This window comes from Desulforhopalus glucosivorans (assembly GCF_054397165.1).
Genome location: NZ_AP044854.1, coordinates 2,634,602 through 2,651,100, shown reverse-complemented (window position 1 = coordinate 2,651,100; position 16,499 = coordinate 2,634,602). Strand labels below are relative to the sequence as shown.

The window sequence follows — 16,499 nt, the reverse complement described above, 5'->3', positions numbered from 1 at the left end:
TTTCAAAACCTCTATTGCTGAATAGAGTAGTCGTGACTCTGCATTGATCTTAGTAGAATAGTTATATCTAGGTATAATAGTACCAAAATTTAAGGATGAAAAACAATTTGGGTCACCTTAAATGTAGACTTGTGCCATTTATTATGACTTTGGCTTATAGCCGGCACGTCTTCCATGGTCGGGTAAATTTGCAATGGGAGTTACCGTTGATATACACTGTGTAGTATAGGTTGGTGGAGTAGGGTAATTCTGCCCTTGATAGTTACACATTCCTTTGGGCTGGTAAAACTGTCAGCCTCTTTGTTATTTTACTTAAGGAGATGCTGCATGGATATTTTCAAATGGCGGGAGTCCTATGATACAGGGGTAAGTGTCTTGGATGAACAACATAAAAAGCTTATTGAACTTATCAATAAGCTCTATAGGGTTATGCGTGATAGGGAATCGGAAGCAGTCATTAAAGATGTACTTGAAGAGATGAGTAAATATGCAGAGTACCATTTTGCAGAGGAAGAGAAACTTCTAAAAGATAATAATTATCCCGGGTATGAAAACCATATAGCTTTACACCAGAGTTACCGGGAAAAGGTAAAATCCCTCATGGATGGAGCCGGAATGGAAGAGGATAAACAGATGAAAGCGACATATATTTTTCTTCGTCAGTGGTGGATGGAGCATATTGTTGGTGAAGATAAAAAGTATGGTGAGTTCATAGTATCTGCAACGGCTGACTAAAAGCCCCAAAGGGAGCTCTTTTTAGCAGCACAAGAGATAGGGAAACAACAATCCACTGGTCCTGATAGAGCAGATTTTAGAACTCAGTGGATAATTAAAAGCAGGCGCTGGTTACTCCGCTAATTCGTTAAACATACAACTTAAGACGAGATCTCCATCTTCGTATACGGTCTTTACCTTATATGGAAGAGTCTTAAATAGGGCAATCATCGCCTTGTTTGAAGGGAATGTGTAGGCGGTCAGACCACTGATGCCGCTTTCGCGGGCAACAGCCGCCAGTTTTTTGATAAAGTAGGAGCCCAGCCTTTTCCCCTGATAGTCCTCACTAACAGAAAAAGCAACCTCTGCAATGTTGCTTCCTTCAAGTTTCATGGATTCAGCAACGGCCACAACCTTGCCAAATCCAAACTCTCCGACAACTGCGACCAGGGTGAGGTCGTTGATGTAATCAACATTGGATCGTGTTTCCATTTCTGTTCTGCCGAAGATAGTTTTCTGGCAGAAAAAACGAGTGAGAACATCCTCTTTTGGTAAGCTGTAGTAATGTTCCTGTATGCGTCTCTCATCAACGGGTTTCGCAGGTCTGACGAGGATTTTTTCCCCATCAATATCAAGAGTCTCTTCAAGTTGAATGGGGTAAATCGCCCTTGAAGCCTCGCCAAGGCTTCTCTCTGAGCCAATAAAACCTTGTTCTTTAGCGGCTTCAAACAGTTCCTCACGAAAGTCAGGGTGGGCAATACTGATCATCGCAATGGTTCGTTCCTGGATGCTTTTTCCAAAAAGATTCACCGCACCATATTCAGATATCACATATTGTACATCGCCTCGGGGAACCACAGTTACTTCATTGTTGAGTTGTGGGACAATGTTTGATTGAATTCCGTTTTCTGTCGCTGAGGTTGAAAAGAGCATGAGAATAGACTTGCCGCCGGGAGATCGTCTTGCACCCCGAACGAAATCTGGGATTCCGGAGACGCCAGCAAATCTTGTGGCGGCAGATGCCGCTGTGGAAACCTGCCCCGTGAGGTCCATAGTGCTGGCTATGTTCATGGAGACCATTTTGTTATGTCTACCAATGATAAATGGATCATTGACGTAATCTGATGGGTGAAAGTCGATGGCAGGGTTGTCATTGAGAAATTCGTAGAGGTTGCTGCTGCCAATGGCCATGGAGGAGACCATTTTACCCTCATTTAAGCCCTTTTTTTTATTGTTGATATTGCCGGTCGCGTAGAGGTGCATGATATCATCGGTGAAAAACTGTGAGTGTACACCGAGATCATTTTTATTGGACAATGCCTGAACTGTAGCCTGGGAGGCGGCGTCAAGGCCAATCTGTAAGGTGGCACCGTCTTCAATAAGTTTTGCAATATGTCTGCCAATTTCAAGGGCCGCCGGGGAAGAAACCTCTTTGGGCGGGATAGCGAGGATTTCCTCTTCGTGCTCGACCAGGAGATTAACGTCGTTGACATGGATAAAACTCTGTCCCATGACTCTAGGCATCATAGGGTTTACCTGGGCTATGACAAAGTCGGCAGATCTAGCTGCAGCCATAGTGACATCAACTGAAATCCCAAGGCTCATCCAGCCAAAATCATCTGGAGGTGACACCTGAATAAGGGCCACATTGAGTGGAAGTTTTCTTGTGGTAAAAAGCATAGGCACATCAGACATATTCATCGGAGTGATGAAACGCTGCTGTTTAGCAATGGACTCAGGTCGCATTGACCCCAGATAGATGGAGCGGATGTTTAAGTTTGTATCTTTGGTTCTGTCTGCAATGGCGGTAAGCGAGGCAGTTTCACGACCCAGGAGACGAACGATTTCAAGTCCACTGAAGTTGTTGGTTTTTTCTACGAGTGTCTGGATCAGGATTTGCGGTTCTCCACATCCAGAGCCAATAAAGACACGCTGACCAGAACGGATTGTAGAAATTGCTTTTTCGGCTGTTACTGACTTTTCCAGGTAGGTATCTGCCCAGTACTCAGTATTTGGCATGATCAGCTCCTTGTGATGGGATTGTTACACTGCTGAATGTAAGATAAAAATGTAGCTATGTTTATATCTTAGCTTAGGAATTTTCCAAGTACAACTTCTTTTGAAAATAGGAGATGTGTAAGGTGCTCTTAGGGGATTAGTTCAAAACTGAGCCACTTGCAAAAGGTTTAACTATATACGGCACGACGTCGAGTTGTTTTGACATTAATCCCTTTTTGCCAACTTGTTGAAGTATGGTGAGAAAGGAAAAAAATAAAAAATCCCGGAATGAACTGGAGGGTTTCATTCCGGGATTGTCTTGAAAAAAGGGGCGTTCTGGTTACTTGTCGCTTCACACTCAGGTCGGTTGGATGGACCAGATTATTAGTTGGTTGGAGTCTGGATTCCGTCCTTTGTGGAAGTTGTTTGATCTACCCCCTTAGGTTTTAACAATTGAACTGTTTGCTACACTTATATGCATCCTATGCTTCCTGTGCTTCAGGTTGAGCAATTGGCTTAGGCTCGATCCATGGCTTACCCACAGGTAGAACATCACGACCGAAAACTTGCATGAAAATTACGTGGGCCATCATGTACCAGGCGTTGAGGGCACAAAGAATAAGTACATAGGCGGCAACCTTGGTCATTGCAGGGTATCCAAAATGAGCGAGGTCAAGGAGGATGAATCCTGCGAGAAGCAAGGTAAAGGTGGAGGCCATTGCGCCATGAATACGCATTGCACCAACCCACATGATCGCGGTGTAAAGAGTCCAGACTACGAGGAAATAACCAATGTCGGTTCCACTGGACTTATAGATGTCATACTTGTTGAACATCAAAATGATACAAAGTGCGATCCAGAATGCACCGTAGGAAACAAACGCACTATAGCCGAAATTATTTCCAACCTTGAATTCCTGTAAGCCAGCCATGAGCTGAGCGAGGCCACCAAAAATAATACCACAGGCGATTACAGGGCCGAGGCCACAGAGACCTAAGTTGTGAATTTGAAGAATAAGGGTGGTGAGACCAAAACCTGCGAGACCGACTACTGCTGGGTTTCCCATTGGAGCTTGTGCGTTTGCCATGTTTTTCTCCTTCATGCATCTGTTGAATGTTAGTAAGAAAAAATTGAAAACCTACACAAGGGGTATAGCAATGGATGTGCCACTATTTGAATGTTTAATAGTTCAATAAATACAGCTGCTTGGTGTTATTGGTGTTCTAAGGTACGGTTACAATAAAAGTTGTAGGTGTTAGGTGGGATAGTCGGCTATCACCCAGAGCCATTGGGTTCTTGGAAGTACAACCTTTATTGTGTCTACAATAAAGGTTGTAGGGCTATTCATTTCCCATATTTTTCAATCGCTTAGAAAGAGCCTGTTGGGATATGCCCAGCATGGTCGCCGCGGTGGACTGGTTGTTCTCTGCTCTTATCATAGCCTCATGGATGAGGAGGTGTGTTGCTTCTTTCAGGGTTGGAAGTGGGTCTGCAAAGGTTATGGGAATGCTGTTTGCTACTGTTTCGTTTAGTTGTGCTCTATGTAGATGTTCTTTAAAAGAGGTGAGTGGCAGTATGCCGTTGTTGCTACGGGCGATTGCATCAAATACCATTGCCTGCAATTCTCTTATGTTTCCCGGGAAGGTGTAGGTTGCAAGGAGCGGGATCATTTCAGGAGGAAACCTAGGACATTTTTTCTTAAGAGATGCGGCACTCTGTTCTGCGAAGTGGGTACAGAGAGGCAGGAGGTCCTCTTTTCTTTCTCGAAGAGGTGGAAGAGTTATACGGTGGGTTCTGAGGCGATAGTGCAGGTCTTCCCGGAATTGACCAGTCCGCTGTATCTGCCATAGATCTACGTGGGTGGAGGTGATTATTCGCGCACTGCTTGTATTATACTGGTCCTGGCCAATTGGCAGGTACTCCTTTTCCTGGAGCAGGCGGAGGAGTTTGATTTGAGAGTTACTGCTCAAGTCTCCTATTTCATCAAGAAAAAGGGTCCCCTTCGCGGCCCGTTCAATAAGACCGGCTCGACTGGTGTCAGCGCCTGTAAATGCACCTTTGGCATGGCCAAAGAGGGTGTCTGAAAACATGTTTTCGTCAAGGCCTGCGACGTTTACTGCAACAAATTCGCCAGGAACCCCGCTTAAATCATGAATAGCCTTTGCTATGAGTTCTTTGCCTGTGCCGGTTTCGCCTCGGACAAGTACGGGCTCTGGGCTTGGGGCGATGGATTTGGCATAGTCGAAGATACTTTCCATCTTGGGAGATTCACTGATGATATTTTTGAAAGCTTTAGGTCGTTTCTGGTCTTTGCTTTTAAGCTTTTCCTTGAGAGCAAGGTTTTCTCTGTGTAACTCACTATACAACAGGCTTTTTTTCACAGAAGCTATCAGTCGGTTTTCATCAACAGGTTTTACGATGTAATCAAATGCTCCGGATTTCATACAGTTTACAGCGGTGTCTGCATCTATACGACCTGTAATGATTATGATCGGGGTGTTGGGTAATTGGTGCTGTACCTGGTCAAGGATTGCCTCTCCATTGACGTGGGGCATGTTCAGGTCCAGAAGAATTACACAAGGTGGTTTTTTTTGAGTGATGCCGATGACCTGCCTGCTGTCGCTGCATGTAATAATATTATTCATTCCAGCCAGCTGGAGGGTTGTGTCAATGGACAGTAAGATAGACTCTTCATCGTCAACCACAAGGATCGGGTGTTCCGGATTCTTTGTTATGCTCATATCATTCGTCCTTGGATTTCATCGTTACTGTAACGTGGGAGCAGGATGGTGGCTGTCGTTCCTTCGCCGGGTACGGATTTAAAGTCAAGCCAGCCCCCATGGTTTCTGATTATGGTATCAGAAATAGAAAGTCCCAGACCGGTGCCGTTGTCGTCTCGTTTGGTTGTGTAAAAGGGATCTTTGACGCGACTGAGCACCTCAGGGCTCATCCCCTTGCCAAAATCCTGTACTTCGAGGAAAATCTCTTCAGACTCCTCGAGGTAGCCCGTTGTAAGGTAGAGACCTTTTTGGTTATTTTCGAGAGCCTGGCAGCCATTGACAACGAGGTTGATAACCACCTGGCCGAGTCTCTGGCTGTTGCCTTGAAAAGTAGGCAGGTTTTCTGAATATTCGATCCGCAGGTCACTCGTGGCCTTTTTGGTAAGGCTTGAAATGAGTCCCATTGCCTTTGCCACAACTTCATTGAGATTAACTGTTTCACGTAGATCTGAGGGCTTATCCCCTGAAAAGTCCTTGAGGTCTCCGACTATTCTTTTCACACGTTCCACGCCTTCTTCAGAGAACTGAAGAAGTTTGGGGATTCGTTCTCTGATCCGAGGGTAGGACATGGTGCCGATCTCAAGGTCCTGATTTAACTCATGGTAGTTATCGAGGACTGGTCTGACCGCTCTCCAGAATTTATCAAAGACCTGTATGTTGAGCATAACTGAAGAGATAGGGTTGTTGATCTCGTGTGCAACTCCTGAAACAAGGGTGCCAAGTGAGACCATTTTGTCCGTTTGCATGAGCTGTTCCTGATGCATTTTTGCCTGGGCTTCAATTTTTTTCTTTTCTGTGATATCGCGGGCTGTCATAAGGAAAGTGGAACCCTCTGTTCTGGTTTCCATTCGTGCAAATGAAACCTCAACCGCTATGACGGAACCATTTTTAAGTGTTAGTTCAGTTTCGAAAAATTGATCATAGGACTGTTTGTCTGTCGCTTTCTCAATTGTGTCTTTAAACGTATCTCTGGAGTCATGCGATACCAGTTCTAGAATGGATTGGCCTGCCATTTCATCCTGTGAGTAGTTGCTGATTCGTTTCCAGGCTGTGTTGGCGTATGTGATAGTGAAGTCTGCCCTAAAGAGAAGGATAATTTCCCGAGCTGTTTCTGCAAGTAAGCGGTATTTGAGTTCACTTTTTTTAAGAGAGTGTTCAATCTCTCTGCGATGTGTTTCTCCGGCAGCCCCTTGCCAGACGACATATACCGAAAGTATTGCAATTACACCAAGAATTCCTAGGAAAATGAAGGTCATGCGTTCTGTTATTGCTGCGATTTGGTTACGCACATCTTCAACATATACGCCTGTACCTACGATCCAGTGCCACGGACTGTACTCCTGGACATAGGATATTTTAGAAAATATACGGCTCGGGTCATCTTGCCACTGCCAGTGGTAGTTGACATAACCTCCACCAGTTTCCTTTACAGTTTCTAGAAATGCCTGGAAGAGTTTTTTACCTGCAGGATCTTTGGTGTCGGTAACATCCTGGCCGACCAGGTCAGGGCGATATGGGTGCATAATCATTCTTGGGTGGGTATCGTTAATCCAAAAATAATCTTTGCCGTCTGGGCCGTAACGAAGGGTTTTTAGATGTGATGCGGCTTGGAGTTGGGCTTCCGTTATGCTTATTGCATCATTTTTAGCAAGCTTTGCGTAATACTCAATTGAGCTCATGGCGCTTTCACTGAGGGCGTGGATCATTTCACGTTTTCTGTCCATTAGATGTGTTTCAACCTTAGGGAGAATGTAACCAAAGAAGGTGCCAATGAAGAGAAACATGGACAGTAGTACAGGCATGAAAATCTTTGCGGGTATGGCGTTTGGCATCGGTGGTTTGTTAGGAGCTTTCATGTGTATCCTAAGTGTCTAAAAACAGTGTGGTTGTTAGGCGGACCTATGTGCAAATGTGGCGTCTGTTTTGCTGGTTCGTGATCGTAACACAATTATCTATACTATTATTCATGATGATGATGCGTATGCGCCATAGTTGTTCACTGATAGACCGTTATTTACGTCCCTCTGGTATCTGGAACTCAATTAAAACAAAATAACAGTTGTTTAAAGAAAAGTGCAAACTCTTTATACCTTGCAAGTCGTTAATTATAAAGAATAAATAAAACTGAACATTGAGATAAGTAAAATATGTAAACAAAAACACTGAGTAACAATGTTCTTTTGTATGCGATTATAATGACCTGTGAGTGGTGTAACTGTATGAAAATAAACGATATAAGTTACATTTAGTTGGAGTAACAATTTGTTTTTAATAAGATTAATAAAGAAATCGTCAAGATTGTTTTATCTGGCTTTTGAGATGAGTTAAGTATTTGAAAAAACAGTAGTAAGGTGGTTTATGTCTTCAGTGAGTTTGTAGGGTAGGTGTAACATTGTTAAATATATCTGTTGAACTATGTTTTGAATTACGTTATACAATTGAGTGGAGACTGGTGGATGGAATAAAATTCAGACCTAAAAGGAGTAGCTATGGGCAAGTATGATGCGGTTTTTCAGCGTAGTGTTGAAAGTCCTGAGGAATTTTGGGGAGAAGCAGCAAAGAATATCACTTGGTTTAAAGAGTGTGATAAAGTCTTAGATGATTCCAATCCGCCATTTTATAAGTGGTTTGTGGGCGGTAAGATGAATACCTGCTATAACGCAATTGATCGCCACGTAGAAAACGGTTTGGGTGATCAGACCGCGATTATTTATGATAGTCCTGTAACAAATACTGTTAAGAAAATCAGTTACAACGAGCTGTTGAATGATGTCTCAAAATTTGCAGGTGGTCTTGCAAGTCTAGGCGTTACTAAGGGTGATACCGTTGTTATATACATGCCGATGATACCTGAGGCGGCTGTGGCGATGCTTGCCTGTGCTCGTCTGGGTGCCGTGCATTCAGTTGTTTTTGGCGGTTTTGCACCCCATGAACTTGCAATCAGGATTGATCATGCTGCACCCAAAATTCTTATCACAGCGTCCGGTGCAATTGAAGGCAAGAAGACCTTAGAGTATAAGCCTCTTGTTGATAGTGCCATCGATCAATCTACCCATGAAGTTGAAAAAGTTGTGCTTTTCCAGAGGGATATGGTAAAGGCAGAGATGAAGGGTGACAGGGACGTTGATTGGGTTGAACTTGTAGCTAAGAGTGATCCTGTGGGATGTGTGGAGCTTGATGCAACAGATCCTCTCTATATTCTCTATACCTCAGGCACCACTGGAATGCCAAAGGGTGTTTTGAGGGACAATGGTGGTCATGCAGTGGCGCTCTACTGGACCATGAAAAACCTCTATAATATCGATCCGGGTGATGTGTGGTGGTCAGCCTCTGATGTCGGTTGGGTTGTTGGTCATTCATATATTGTGTATGCACCGCTTCTCCAGGGTTCTACAACTGTTTTCTATGAAGGTAAACCTGTTGGGACTCCAGATGCAGGTGCTTTCTGGCGTGTTATTTCGGAGCATAAGGTTAAGACCCTGTTTACCGCACCTACAGCGTTTAGAGCCATTAAGAAAGAAGATCCTAATGGAGAACTTTTTGCAAAATATGATACCTCATGTTTTGACTGCCTCTATCTGGCAGGTGAACGAACTGACCCTGATACCTTGCACTGGGCTGAAGACCTTATTGGTGTACCGGTCATAGATCACTGGTGGCAGACTGAGACAGGCTGGGCGATTGTTGGAAATTGCCGGGGAATTGAAGAACTTCCTGTTAAAGAGGGCTCCCCTACAAAGCCAATGCCTGGTTGGGATGTCCGAGTGGTTGACGATGCTGGAGATGAGGTCGCTAAAGGAACTGAAGGTAATATCGTGGTTAAGCTTCCACTGCCTCCTGGTACCCTGACAACGCTTTGGAAGAATGAAGAACGTTTTATAAAATCCTATATGACTAAATTCCCAGGATATTATGAAACAAGTGATGGCGGCTACATGGATGAAGATGATTATGTCTATGTCATGGGTCGTATGGATGATGTTATCAATATCGCAGGACACAGACTGTCCACAGGCGCCATGGAAGAGATAATTTCCAATCATCCGGATGTCGCTGAATGTGCGGTCTTTGGCGCAGATGATAAGTTAAAAGGTCAGTTACCTGTTGGCTTTTTTGTTGTTAAAGCAGGCGTTACCCGCGATGGTAATGAAATAAAGGATGAGCTGGTGAAAATGGTACGTGATTCAATCGGACCAATCGCCTGTTTCCGTGATGCCTGTCAGGTAGCTCGTTTGCCTAAGACCAGGTCTGGGAAAATCCTTCGTGGAACCATGCGTTCAATTGCAAACAATAAAGATTACAAGATGCCTTCAACAATTGATGATCCTGCAATTTTAGGAGAAATCACTGAGACCTTAACTCAGATGGGCTATGTGAAGTAGTAGGCGTGGGGATGGCAGCTTTCTTAGAGGAGGCTGCCATTTTTATTAAAACAGCGGAGTTGTCTTTTCCGCACCATTTTCTTAGGACTATTGTTTATGAAGATTCATGAATATCAGGCAAAGGAGCTGTTTAAAAAGTATAAAGTTCCTACCCTTGAAAACGGGGTGGCTACAACGATACAGGGCATTGAAGAGCATGCCGCGCGGTTGGGCTATCCTGTTGCTGTGAAGGCTCAGATTCATGCGGGTGGTCGCGGCAAAGGTGGTGGGGTAAAGATTGCAAAAACTGCAGAAGAGGTTTCTGCTGCTGCCGGAGACATTCTTGGAATGACTCTTGTGACAAAGCAGACCGGGCCAGAGGGACGACTGGTGAAAACAGTACTGGTAGAGCAGGGAGTCGCCATTAAAAAAGAGCTCTACCTCTCTATCATTCCAGATAGAGCGACGGCAACCATTACAATTGTAACCAGCCAGGACGGTGGAATGGACATTGAAGAGGTTGCAGAAAAAACTCCAGAACGAATCATCAAAGTACCCATTAGTACAGTTACAGGCATTCAGGGGTATCACCTGAGACAGGTCATGTTCGGACTTGAGCTTGAAAAACCTGTGATGAAAGAATTCGGTTCGGTTTTAAAAAGTTTATATAATATGTTTGTTGACTATGACTGCTCAATGGTTGAAATCAATCCACTTGTCATAACTGAAGACGATCGCATTATCGCCCTTGATGCCAAGGTAGATATTGATTCCAATGCACTGTTTAGGCATCCCGATGTTGTTGAGATGCACGATCCAAATGAAGATGATCCAATCGAAGCGGAAGCTGCAAAATTTAACCTCAATTACATTAACCTCGATGGTAATGTCGGGAATATGGTGAATGGGGCCGGGCTTGCGATGGCTACAATGGATATTATCAAGCAGGCTGGCGCTGAACCTGCAAATTTCCTCGATGTCGGAGGCGGGGCTGATGCTGAAATGGTTGAAAATGGTTTCAGACTGATCTTGAGCGACGATAAGGTGAAGGGAATTCTCATTAACATCTTTGGTGGAATCCTTCGCTGTGATGTTCTTGCACAGGGTGTTGTCCAGGCTGCACAAAAAATATCGTTGTCTGTTCCTGTTGTTGTACGGATGGAAGGGACCAATGTCGAGGAAGGGCGTCGAATACTTGCAGAGTCAGGGCTTAAGCTTATAAATGCAACTGATCTCGCTGATGCTGCGCAAAAAGTAGCTGAAATTGTCGCTTAATACTCATTCTTTTGTGAAGTAACTTCTAAATCAAAATCCACTCTATTAACGAGACGTTTTTGAAAACATATCATAAACGAAGGTAATATTTTGGGATTACTGATTACTTAGTGAACATGAGACACAAAGATATTAGTATCAAAAATATTGTTATTACACGATAAAAAAGCTGATAGATCTGTTTCCTTTAAAGTGATGGACCAAATGCCTGTCACAAAAAAGGAGCATTGCTAATAAAACTGTAAGGGAAAAAAATGAGCATTTTTATTAATTCCGAAACACGTGTCCTTGTCCAGGGAATTACCGGCAAGGAAGGGCAGTTCCATACTCGTCAATGTGTTGAGTACGGGACTAAAATTGTAGCTGGTGTGACCCCCGGAAAAGGGGGACAGAAGATGGATGAGGTTCCTGTCTTTAATACAGTACAGGATGCAAGAGATGCAACGGGTGCCAATGCTTCTATGATTCTGGTGCCGCCACCATTTGCAGCTGACGCGATACTTGAAGCGACCGATGCGGGTATTGAACTTGTGGTCTGTATCACAGAGGGCGTACCTGTAATGGATATGTTGAAAGTGAAAAACTATCTGGCGACAAAAAACACACGCCTGATAGGCCCAAACTGTCCGGGGCTCATTACACCAGGTGAATGTAAAATAGGCATTATGCCAGGTCCAATTCATACTCCTGGTGGTCCTGTTGGTGTAGTTTCCCGTTCAGGAACCTTGACCTATGAGGTTGTCCATCAGTTAACAGGTGTAGGACTCGGCCAAACGACTTGTGTTGGTATTGGTGGTGATCCCGTAAACGGCACCGGCTTTATTGATTGCCTGAAGGCATTTAACGCAGATCCAGCCACCGAAGCGGTTGTGATGGTCGGTGAGATCGGTGGAAGCGCGGAAGAAGAGGCGTCCGCCTGGATTAAAGAAAATATGAAAAAGCCTGTTGTTGGGTTTATTGCTGGCCTCACAGCTCCTCCCGGGAGGAGGATGGGACATGCTGGTGCCATCGTGAGTGGTGGACAGGGTACAGCATCAGCAAAGATTGCTGCAATGCAGGAAGCAGGGCTCTATGTGTGTGAGGACCTTGGTTCTCTTGGCCGACTCTGTAAGGAGGCGTTCTCCTGATTATGTATCAAAGAATATATGAAACAGGAGAGTGTGAATTTTGCGTAAGGAGACCCGATGAAAACAAATGACCAACTCGAGCACCTCAAGGAGTTACGGGCTAAGGCTCGACTCGGTGGTGGACAGGCTCGTATAGATAAGCAGCATGCAAAGGGAAGTTTGACTGCACGGGAGCGGGTAGATCTGCTCCTTGATAAGGACTCCTTCGAGGAGTTTGACATGTTCAAAACCCATCGTTGTACGGATTTTGGCATGGAAAGCCAGGTCTATCCCGGTGATGGCGTGGTTACAGGTCACGGTACAGTAAATGGTCGGACTGTATATGTTTTTGCCCAGGATTTTACTGTCCTTGGTGGATCACTGTCAGAAACTTTTGCAGAGAAAATCTGCAAAATAATGGATCTCGCCATGAAAAATGGTGCCCCCGTCATTGGTCTTAATGATTCTGGTGGTGCCCGTATTCAAGAGGGTATTGAAAGCCTTGCTGGATATTCTGAGATTTTTCAGCGAAATGTTATGGCATCAGGGGTAGTTCCACAGATTTCTGCAGTTTTTGGGCCATGTGCAGGAGGCGCTGTCTATTCTCCTGCCCTTACAGATTTCGTGGTCATGGTGCAGAATCAGTCGTATATGTTTTTGACCGGGCCAAAAGTTGTTAAATCTGTGACCCATGAAGATGTAACCACTGAAGAGCTTGGCGGTGCAGCCATGCACGCAAGTAAAAGTGGTGTTTCTGATTATGCGGCACTCTCAGGCCAGGATGCAATAGAATATATCCGTGAGCTTCTCTCATTTTTACCGCAGAATAACATGGAAAATCCACCTGTTATTCCGGTAACTGATTCCATCAAACGAGATACTCCGGCCTTAAACGATATTATTCCTGAAAATCCCAATTCGGCCTATGATATGAAGGAAGTCATCCTTCAAACCGTAGATAACAGTCATTTCTTTGAAGTGAAAGCTGACTTTGCACCAAACATCATTGTAGGTTTTGCAAGATATGGTGGGGTGCCTGTGGGAATTGTCGCTAATCAGCCGTTGCATCTCTCTGGAGTTCTGGATATTGACTCCTCAGTAAAGGGTGCCCGGTTTGTACGTTTTTGTGATTGCTTTAATATTCCGGTTGTCACCTTTGTGGACGTACCCGGTTTTCTTCCAGGTACTGCTCAGGAATATGGTGGTGTGATTCGTAACGGTGCCAAGATTCTCTATGCCTTTGCCGAGGCAACCATCCCTAAGGTTACAGTCATTACCAGAAAGGCCTATGGTGGCGCGTATTGTGTTATGTCATCCAAGCATCTTCGCGGTGATATTAACTACGCCTGGCCTAGCGCCGAGATTGCGGTAATGGGTGCTAAGGGGGCAGCCGGGGTCTTACACGGTCGCGATGCAAGAAATGCAGATGATCCTAAGGCCTATCTTGCTGAAAAAGAACAAGAGTATAAGGATACTGTTGCTAACCCATATGTTGCTGCTCAGCGCGGATATATAGATGATATTATTGAGCCGGCTGAAACCAGAGCTCGAATTGTAAGAGCCCTAGGTCTTTTAGACAACAAGCGGGATACTAATCCTATGAAAAAGCATGGGAATATTCCTTTGTAAAACCTACGTTACTGATACAGTTGTTTAAAACAATATGTTGTTCTGTTTGTTCACTTTTAAAGGAGATTCCCATGTCGGTGAAGATTTTTATAAGGCGGAAGGTGCAGGAGCACAATGTTTTAGAGCTGACTGCGCTGTTGAAAATGCTCCGCACTCTTACCCTGGAGCAGAACGGATATATCTCGGGTGAGACTCTGGGTAGAATTGATAAAAAAGATGAATGTATGGTGATCAGTACTTGGCGTTCTGTGGAAGATTGGAATCGCTGGGTGAATGATCCAAAGCGAATAGAGGTTCAGACCAAGATAGATGAGATACTTGGTGAGGAAACCGAGTATGCAATGTACAGCGCATAAATAATATCGTGATGTGAGTATTTTAAGGAATAAGGATAAAACGGGTGTGCCAATGGCAAACAAAAGTAAAAAGACGGCTGCAGCTCTTGCTGCTGTGAGTCTCTATCTGCAGCAGGAAAAAGCAGCCCAGGATGAACAAGCGGTTTCTGAACAAGCAGCTCCGGGAACACAATTGACCATGTGGGGCCACAGTGGTCGTCAGGAAATGATGGCTTTGCGGAGACTAATCCAAATGCGTACATTTACCCGCTTTTGATTTTCTTTCAATTATGAGAAGGTAGGAGGAAATATAGTATGAGCGATCAAGTTAAGATGACCCCACTAAATTATGATGCTGACAGGGCACCTGCAGAAAATCCGGTAAAGATCATGGATCTGTCGCTAAGAGATGGGCATCAGTCACTATTTGCAACACGCGGTCGGACTGAAGATATGATTCCGGTTGCAGAAATGATGGATGAAGTCGGTTTTTGGGCAATTGAGACATGGGGTGGTGCTACCTTTGATACCATGCATCGTTTTCTCAATGAAGATCCGTGGGAAAGACTACGGACATTAAAGCGTTACATAAAAAAGACCCCATTTTCCATGCTCCTTCGTGCGCAGAATCTGGTTGGCTACAGAAACTATGCCGATGATCTTGCAAACGCGTTCGTGGACAGAGCTGCTGAAAACGGTATGGATGTGTTCAGAACCTTTGATGCACTCAATGATTATCGCAATTTTGAGACTGTGGTTAAGCAGATTAAAAAGAGCGGTAAGCATTTTCAAGGTTGTATCTGTTATACCCTTACTGAGCCGCGTCTTGGTGGAGAGGTGTATAATCTCGAGTATTACACAGAAAAAGCAAAAGCCCTTGAATCCATGGGTGCTGATTCGATCTGCGTAAAGGATATGGCTGGTCTCTTGGCTCCTTATGACGCGTATCCTTTGATCAAGGCTCTTAAGGCAGCTGTTTCAGTACCGATTCATCTGCACAGTCATTTCACCTCAGGCATGTCACCTATGACACACCTGAAGGCAATTGAAGCGGGCGTAGATATTATCGATACCTGTATGACCCCGTATGCTTACAGAACGTCCCATGCAGCGGTAGAGCCACTTGTTATGAGTTTGTTGGGGACTAATCGTGATACCGGTTTTGATATTAAAAAGCTTGCCGCGATCAATGTGATTTTTGAAAAAGAAATCCTGCCTAAATACAAGCATCTCCTTGATGATTCGAAGATTTCGATTATCGATATTAATGTGCTCTTGCATCAGACTCCTGGTGGTATGTTATCAAATCTTGTTAATCAGTTACGTGATATGGATGCACTGGACAAGATTGATGAAGTGTATAAAGAGCTTCCCAAGGTACGTAAAGATCTCGGTCAGATTCCTCTTGTCACACCTACCAGTCAGATTGTGGGTGTGCAGACAGTCAATAACGTTCTCCATGATACTCCTGATGAACGATATAAGATGATCACTGGCCAGGTGAAGGATCTCTGTTACGGTCTCTATGGTAAAACTGCTGTGCCAATCAACCCAGAAGTTCAGAAGAAGGCGCTTGCCGGTTATCCCCGAGGGGAAGAGCCTATCACCTGTCGTCCTGCTGAAGTGCTTGAGCCAGAGCTTGATAAGGCGAAAGAAGAGGTTGGTGATCTGGCTGTGGATATGGATGATCTCATTCTCTATGCACAATTTCCAGTTACAGGACGAAAATTCCTCGAATGGAAATATGGAAAATCAGAGCCACCTGCATCTGTTAAGGCTATCACCATGGATGAGGTGAAGGCTAAAGATGAGATAATTAAAAAGGCAAAAGCAGGCGAGCTTGTCGAAGCTAAAGCTGATACACCTGAAAAGACGGAGAATATCAGATCATTTAACGTTTTTGTGGATAATGAGTTCTTTAGTGTAGAGGTTGATCCGACAGGTGATATGCAAGCATTCGCGCCTCCTGTAGCCCAAGTGGCCCGTCCTGTTCAGGCAGCGGCTCCGGCAGCAGCACCCGCGCCAGCTGCCGCTAAGGCCCCTGTGGCTGATGTGCCAGCGGACGGCACCCTTATTCTTGCTCCTATGCCTGGAATGATAGTAAGTTATGCGAAAAAAGCAGGCGATACAGTTACGAAGGGCGAGCCGGTTGTTGTCCTTGAGGCCATGAAGATGGAAAATAGTCTGACGGCTCCTTGCGATGGTACAGTCCAGAGTATAAAGTTTGCCAGTGGTGATACTGTGGCAAAGGGTGCAGTGCTTTGTTCAATAACATAACACTCTAAGCAAAGAAGTATAGT

Annotated in this window: 12 protein-coding genes; 8 read left to right on the top strand and 4 right to left on the bottom strand. The window is 44.6% G+C overall.

The genetic code is table 11. The features are described 5' to 3' along the window. Window positions 1-327 precede the first annotated feature (327 nt). Window positions 328-735, top strand: a complete 408-nt coding sequence (locus ACX6CI_RS11510) for a bacteriohemerythrin (protein WP_458778302.1) — start codon at window positions 328-330, stop codon at window positions 733-735. Window positions 736-846: 111 nt separating this feature from the next. On the opposite strand, the gene ACX6CI_RS11505 is transcribed toward ACX6CI_RS11510, so the two are convergent. From ACX6CI_RS11505 to ACX6CI_RS11490, 4 genes are all read right to left on the bottom strand, one after another. After that, on the bottom strand, window positions 847-2,733 hold the full coding sequence (locus ACX6CI_RS11505) for a GNAT family N-acetyltransferase (protein ID WP_458778301.1): 1,887 nt from the start codon (window positions 2,731-2,733) through the stop codon (window positions 847-849). Between the two features lie 461 nt (window positions 2,734-3,194). Further along, window positions 3,195-3,800, bottom strand: coding sequence for an acetate uptake transporter (locus ACX6CI_RS11500; RefSeq protein ID WP_458778300.1), 606 nt, complete (start codon window positions 3,798-3,800; stop codon window positions 3,195-3,197). A 253-nt stretch (window positions 3,801-4,053) separates the two neighbouring features. Beyond that, on the bottom strand, window positions 4,054-5,454 hold the full coding sequence (locus tag ACX6CI_RS11495) for a sigma-54-dependent transcriptional regulator (RefSeq protein WP_458778299.1): 1,401 nt from the start codon (window positions 5,452-5,454) through the stop codon (window positions 4,054-4,056). After that, complete coding sequence (locus ACX6CI_RS11490; protein ID WP_458778298.1) at window positions 5,451-7,349, bottom strand: cache domain-containing protein; 1,899 nt, start codon at window positions 7,347-7,349, stop codon at window positions 5,451-5,453. The genes ACX6CI_RS11495 and ACX6CI_RS11490 overlap by 4 nt, the downstream gene beginning before the upstream one ends. Window positions 7,350-7,982: 633 nt before the next feature. On the opposite strand from ACX6CI_RS11490, the gene ACX6CI_RS11485 reads away from it, so the two are divergent. The 7 genes from ACX6CI_RS11485 (at window position 7,983) to ACX6CI_RS11455 (ending at window position 16,476) form a co-directional block, all read left to right on the top strand. Further along, window positions 7,983-9,875 (top strand): propionyl-CoA synthetase, encoded by a 1,893-nt coding sequence (locus ACX6CI_RS11485; RefSeq protein WP_458778297.1) that lies wholly within the window; start codon window positions 7,983-7,985, stop codon window positions 9,873-9,875. A 96-nt stretch (window positions 9,876-9,971) separates the two neighbouring features. Then, window positions 9,972-11,129, top strand: coding sequence for an ADP-forming succinate--CoA ligase subunit beta (gene sucC / locus ACX6CI_RS11480; RefSeq protein ID WP_458778296.1), 1,158 nt, complete (start codon window positions 9,972-9,974; stop codon window positions 11,127-11,129). A gap of 254 nt (window positions 11,130-11,383) precedes the next feature. Continuing rightward, on the top strand, window positions 11,384-12,256 hold the full coding sequence (gene sucD / locus ACX6CI_RS11475) for a succinate--CoA ligase subunit alpha (protein WP_458778295.1): 873 nt from the start codon (window positions 11,384-11,386) through the stop codon (window positions 12,254-12,256). 57 nt (window positions 12,257-12,313) lie between these two features. Beyond that, a complete protein-coding gene (locus ACX6CI_RS11470) occupies window positions 12,314-13,864 on the top strand; it encodes an acyl-CoA carboxylase subunit beta (RefSeq protein ID WP_458778294.1) in 1,551 nt (516 codons plus the stop codon). A 71-nt stretch (window positions 13,865-13,935) separates the two neighbouring features. Then, window positions 13,936-14,220: an antibiotic biosynthesis monooxygenase family protein gene (locus ACX6CI_RS11465; protein ID WP_458778293.1), complete on the top strand. Its 285-nt coding sequence runs from the start codon at window positions 13,936-13,938 to the stop codon at window positions 14,218-14,220. A gap of 52 nt (window positions 14,221-14,272) precedes the next feature. Beyond that, window positions 14,273-14,476, top strand: coding sequence for a hypothetical protein (locus tag ACX6CI_RS11460; protein ID WP_458778292.1), 204 nt, complete (start codon window positions 14,273-14,275; stop codon window positions 14,474-14,476). Window positions 14,477-14,514: 38 nt separating this feature from the next. Further along, entirely contained in the window at window positions 14,515-16,476 is a 1,962-nt protein-coding gene (locus tag ACX6CI_RS11455) for a pyruvate carboxylase subunit B (RefSeq protein WP_458778291.1), read from the top strand. Window positions 16,477-16,499: the final 23 nt, after the last annotated feature.

Coding starts and splice junctions, on each gene's coding strand:
- ACX6CI_RS11510 (WP_458778302.1), top strand. CDS start 328: ATGGATATTTTCAAATGGCGGGAGTCCTATGATACAGGGGTAAGTGTC.
- ACX6CI_RS11505 (WP_458778301.1), bottom strand. CDS start 2,733: ATGCCAAATACTGAGTACTGGGCAGATACCTACCTGGAAAAGTCAGTA.
- ACX6CI_RS11500 (WP_458778300.1), bottom strand. CDS start 3,800: ATGGCAAACGCACAAGCTCCAATGGGAAACCCAGCAGTAGTCGGTCTC.
- ACX6CI_RS11495 (WP_458778299.1), bottom strand. CDS start 5,454: ATGAGCATAACAAAGAATCCGGAACACCCGATCCTTGTGGTTGACGAT.
- ACX6CI_RS11490 (WP_458778298.1), bottom strand. CDS start 7,349: ATGAAAGCTCCTAACAAACCACCGATGCCAAACGCCATACCCGCAAAG.
- ACX6CI_RS11485 (WP_458778297.1), top strand. CDS start 7,983: ATGGGCAAGTATGATGCGGTTTTTCAGCGTAGTGTTGAAAGTCCTGAG.
- sucC (WP_458778296.1), top strand. CDS start 9,972: ATGAAGATTCATGAATATCAGGCAAAGGAGCTGTTTAAAAAGTATAAA.
- sucD (WP_458778295.1), top strand. CDS start 11,384: ATGAGCATTTTTATTAATTCCGAAACACGTGTCCTTGTCCAGGGAATT.
- ACX6CI_RS11470 (WP_458778294.1), top strand. CDS start 12,314: ATGAAAACAAATGACCAACTCGAGCACCTCAAGGAGTTACGGGCTAAG.
- ACX6CI_RS11465 (WP_458778293.1), top strand. CDS start 13,936: ATGTCGGTGAAGATTTTTATAAGGCGGAAGGTGCAGGAGCACAATGTT.
- ACX6CI_RS11460 (WP_458778292.1), top strand. CDS start 14,273: ATGGCAAACAAAAGTAAAAAGACGGCTGCAGCTCTTGCTGCTGTGAGT.
- ACX6CI_RS11455 (WP_458778291.1), top strand. CDS start 14,515: ATGAGCGATCAAGTTAAGATGACCCCACTAAATTATGATGCTGACAGG.